Origin of the sequence: Hallella faecis (assembly GCF_018789675.1) — a bacterium.
Lineage (GTDB): Bacteria > Bacteroidota > Bacteroidia > Bacteroidales > Bacteroidaceae > Prevotella > Prevotella faecis.
On record NZ_JAHKBE010000101.1, the window covers coordinates 1 to 3,538 of the forward strand.

At 43.8% G+C, this 3,538-nt stretch carries 3 protein-coding genes; all 3 read right to left on the bottom strand.

Annotated features, from left to right (window positions below; all coding sequences use genetic code 11):
* Positions 1 to 77 precede the first annotated feature (77 nt).
* Positions 78 to 620: a hypothetical protein gene (locus tag KM934_RS12490; protein WP_215760934.1), complete on the bottom strand. Its 543-nt coding sequence runs from the start codon at positions 618 to 620 to the stop codon at positions 78 to 80.
* Positions 621 to 646: 26 nt separating this feature from the next.
* The gene (locus KM934_RS12495; protein ID WP_235394646.1) at positions 647 to 1,105 is read right to left on the bottom strand and encodes a DUF2958 domain-containing protein; all 459 of its coding nucleotides are present in this window, start codon (positions 1,103 to 1,105) and stop codon (positions 647 to 649) included.
* A gap of 1,797 nt (positions 1,106 to 2,902) precedes the next feature.
* Positions 2,903 to 3,253: a hypothetical protein gene (locus KM934_RS12500; protein ID WP_252345003.1), complete on the bottom strand. Its 351-nt coding sequence runs from the start codon at positions 3,251 to 3,253 to the stop codon at positions 2,903 to 2,905.
* Positions 3,254 to 3,538 lie beyond the last annotated feature (285 nt).

Sequence of the window (3,538 nt, forward strand, 5' to 3'; positions counted from 1 at the left end):
ACAGTTTTGGGTTAGCATCTGCACGGCCTACTCCACAGGGTTTGTCGGGTGCGCCCACCTATCCCTAAAGTGAATTACTATCCAATCTCTGAAATGATGAAGTCAATATGACCAGCAAAGATGTCATCTGCCTTAATCTCATGCTCATTGCCTCGGTCGTTCTTCTCATCACCAATGAAAGTGATGTCTCCGTCTTTATCCATTCTGACAGCAAGGATAACCACGTCACAAGGCTCATCATAGTCGTATGCGGCTACGATGGGACATTCTCCCTCAAAGTGCCACTCATAGCCATCATCCACCTTTTCACCATGAAGTCGAAGTGCGGTTGCAAGTTCTTCCTGCTCTCTGTTTTTCACTTCCTGCACACTGTCATAGATGGAAAAGTCCTTCAGTCGTCCGCTACGTGTGGCGTGAACTTCTTCGCCGTTCTCCTTGTCAGTGTCATACTCATGGAACTGCACTGGCACAAAGTCGATGGGTGCTGCCATCCATGAAATGTTGTTCAACGAATAGCCGTGCTCGGAAAGAAACAATTCTATTTCGTCCTCCAGCATGTGGTCGGCTACGTTTAAAACCTCGATGCGCACGTTGGCGCTGTCCATTACGATAATCTTCATAATCTGATATGTTTAAGGGTTATACATTAGTCTTTATCATAGAGCCGTGAGAGGAATGCTTGCAGTTCTGCGTCCTCAATCTCTGCAAGGGTGCAAGGCTTGAAATCCTTGTCCTGCTCAATCCTCAAAGTGCCAAGTCCGTACTCGCTTGCATCATAGGTGATGCTTTCCATTTCGGTTACAGACTGGTAGCCGTACTCCGTCTCTTGCAGTCCAGTAACGATGCCATAGAGCGTAAAGTCATTGCCTTCCTGCTGTCCTTCCATGATGTACCAGCGGATATTGCCAAGGTAAAACACAGCAATGCAGAGAGCATCCTTATGCTTGCCATCCTGTGAATAAAGAGGATAGTCTGCCAATCTCTTCTGCAACTCAGATGTTATCAGGCGGTTAGTCTTTGTTGCACACTCCTGGGTTCTTGCAGTGCTCGAACCTTGTTCGGCTCTGCTGTCATTGTTCTTTTGCATGTTCAAATCTGTTTTCATATCTCTAAGATTTTTTCTCCCTTTCGTTAAGTCCTTTCGGACAGGATTGGGAAGATTTTTCTGCTTTCAGAAGTGCGTACAAGACAATCATGCAAGTCTGACGTGAAGAATACTCTTTTTTGTAGAAAAAGGAAGATTGTTCACAAGGCACGACTTGCAAACTTGTTGAAGGACGCTATAACTTCGCAGAAAAATATTCCCGAAATCCTACGGACGACATGGAGGAACATTATAACTCAGAAAAGAAACCATAGTATCGCCAGAAAGGAAATCGGTTAAAACTGTATCGGGTGGGCTAATTCCAAATCATCTTGCTGTCAGTGGTGACAAAAGTGAAGTGTCATCAATACAAAGAGCCCACTTCAGAAAGAATGGAGTGTTTAGTTCCATCCTTACGGAAGTGGGCATGGATTGAAGACTTTTCACGTCACCACCTTTTGAGGAGGGTCTTCTGTTCATAGTCGTTAGATCTTGAATGGAAGACTCTCACCAAAATTGCAACATGGTTTGGGATTGGTGTGGGGCGAAGCATTATAACAGCTGGGTGGGAATGTCCTTGCAGACACCAACAGCCAGTGCGACAATAATGAACTCTTCGTCTATCTCTGATGACGGAATGTTCATGTCTCACCTTTGATAGAGTGGTTTCCTGCCCATAGTCGATACACTCGACCATGGAGCAAGGAAGTCTCTCCATCAAACTGTTAGTGTTTGCGGACATCGGTGTGGGCGAAGGTTAAGCTAAAGAAAGAATTATACGTTATAGCAGGGAACGAAGTATATTGAAACGAGGACAGCCATCTTTTTATAAGTTGTAAGAAGGGAGGGACAATGAAGAATGCAGCTGTGAGCAAGAGCATCTTCTCGACGAATGGACATGCAGTATAGGCAAACTGATTAAGTGGGTAACGCTTGCGTCCCACCTACTCAGTTTGTTAGATACCGCATGTCGTTTCGTGATGCTCCTTCCTGCTGAGTGACCTGGCTTTACGTCATGCTCCGCTGACATAAATGAAAGGTCTCTCAGGTGGAACTCCAGTTGCATCCTTCATGGTGTGGGGCGAAGCTGTAAAACATGTGGGTGGGAATGTCCTTGCAGACACCAACAGCCAGTGCGACAATAATGAACTCTTCGTCTATCTCTGATGACGGAATGTTCATGTCTCACCTTTGATAGAGCGGTTTCCTGCCCATAGTCGATACACTCGACCATGGAGCAAGGAAGTCTCTCCATCAAACTGTTAGTGTTTGCGGACATCGGTGTGGGCGAAGGTTAAGCTAAAGAAAGGATTATACGTTATAGCAGGGAAAGAAGCATGTTGAAACGAGGACAACCATCTTTATATAAGTTGAAAGAAGGGAGGGTCAATGAAGAATGTAGCTGTGAGCAAGAGCATCTTCTCGACGAATGGACATGCAGTATAGGCAAACTGATTAAGTGGGTAACGCTTGCGTCCCACCTACTCAGTTTGTTAGATACCGCATGTCGTTTCGTGATGCTCCTTCCTGCTGAGTGACCTGGCTTTACATCATGCTCAGCTGACATAAACGAAAGGTCTCTCAGGTGGAACTCCAGTTGCATCCTTCATGGTGTGGGGCGAAGCTGTATCTTGGTAAATGAAAATACTCTGGAAAAAGGATAACTCATCGTTTTCGACGAGATAAGGATTATAAAGGTCTTACATAGAAGATTATACAGTTGTGTACATGTATTCACGTCCACATGAATACAACAACACAAAAGAATGATTGCCACCACCAGAACTGGAAAATCTGATAGTGGCAATCTTCATTATTTTAATAAACAAAGGAATAGTTCACGTTGAAACATACATCAGACACCTTCATGGTGGTAATGACCATAGACCTATCCTCGGTGGTGAAACAGTATTGGTAGGAAGTTTCATCGGATGCAGATACGAGAGTGTAGTGTTTCTTCAGATAGTCTATTATCAGACGGCTGTTGGAGATAAGTTCCGTATCAATGACTGAATACAGGGTGCTGTCGCTTCGCAAGAAACTATAGAGAATAGCCTCGTTGCCATTACCCGTCTTATATGCCAACTGAAAACTATCAGCGGTCTTGTTCTCTGCCTCGAAATGGTAACGCATCATTGTACCACTCATGTAAGCTGTTACTTCATCCAAGGACGCACCTTTGATGTGATACGGCTCAACCCATACTTTGAGCTCGGATGATGGTTTTTCAGTTTCTTCAATAATGTCATTATCACCACAAGAGGTAAACACTGTTGCCACCAACAATGATAGGATGGCGGTTAGGAAATACTTTTTCATTGTCTTTTTATTTTATTGGTTACTAATATTTTGAACTATGTTCTCACGTCCACACATATATATGTATTCATGTCTATATGTAGGGTCTACTAATTAAATGTAACCAACTGAAGTTCAATAAATTACCTTCCAATA

Excerpts from the sequence above, each read along its gene's own strand:
- KM934_RS12495 (WP_235394646.1), bottom strand. The coding sequence starts at position 1,105 with ATGAAAACAGATTTGAACATGCAAAAGAACAATGACAGCAGAGCCGAA.
- KM934_RS12490 (WP_215760934.1), bottom strand. The coding sequence starts at position 620 with ATGAAGATTATCGTAATGGACAGCGCCAACGTGCGCATCGAGGTTTTA.